Origin of the sequence: Brenneria populi, assembly GCF_036016195.1 — a bacterium.
Lineage (GTDB): Bacteria > Pseudomonadota > Gammaproteobacteria > Enterobacterales > Enterobacteriaceae > Brenneria > Brenneria populi.
In genome coordinates, this window is record NZ_JAYWTM010000079.1 from 1 (window position 1) to 344 (window position 344).

The 344-nt window shown below is 49.1% G+C and carries 1 tRNA gene; it reads left to right on the forward strand.

Going from position 1 to position 344, the window contains the following annotated elements:
• The first annotated feature begins 176 nt into the window (after nucleotides 1-176).
• Nucleotides 177-252, forward strand: a tRNA-Glu gene (locus VSX58_RS22480).
• Nucleotides 253-344: the final 92 nt, after the last annotated feature.

Consider the following 344-nt stretch of genomic DNA (forward strand, 5'->3'; position numbering starts at 1 on the left):
GTCTGATGAAAGTAATGAGCAAGGTAACCTGCTAGAAGGCAGCGAACGATTCCTTAAGGCGCCGTGGGGGATGTGACTGTCAAAGACAGTGACAAGACACGATGGCGCTGGATTTTTCTGGAAAAATCTCGCCCTTACACAGAAATGGCGGCGCATGCGTCGCTGGCAATTTTTGTGTCCCCTTCGTCTAGAGGCCTAGGACACCGCCCTTTCACGGCGGTAACAGGGGTTCGAATCCCCTAGGGGACGCCACCCGATAATGAGTGAAAGGCATTATCACCGAATATCTTAAAGATGACTTTAACGAGTCGTGTTTAAGATATTGCTCTTTAACAATCTGGAAC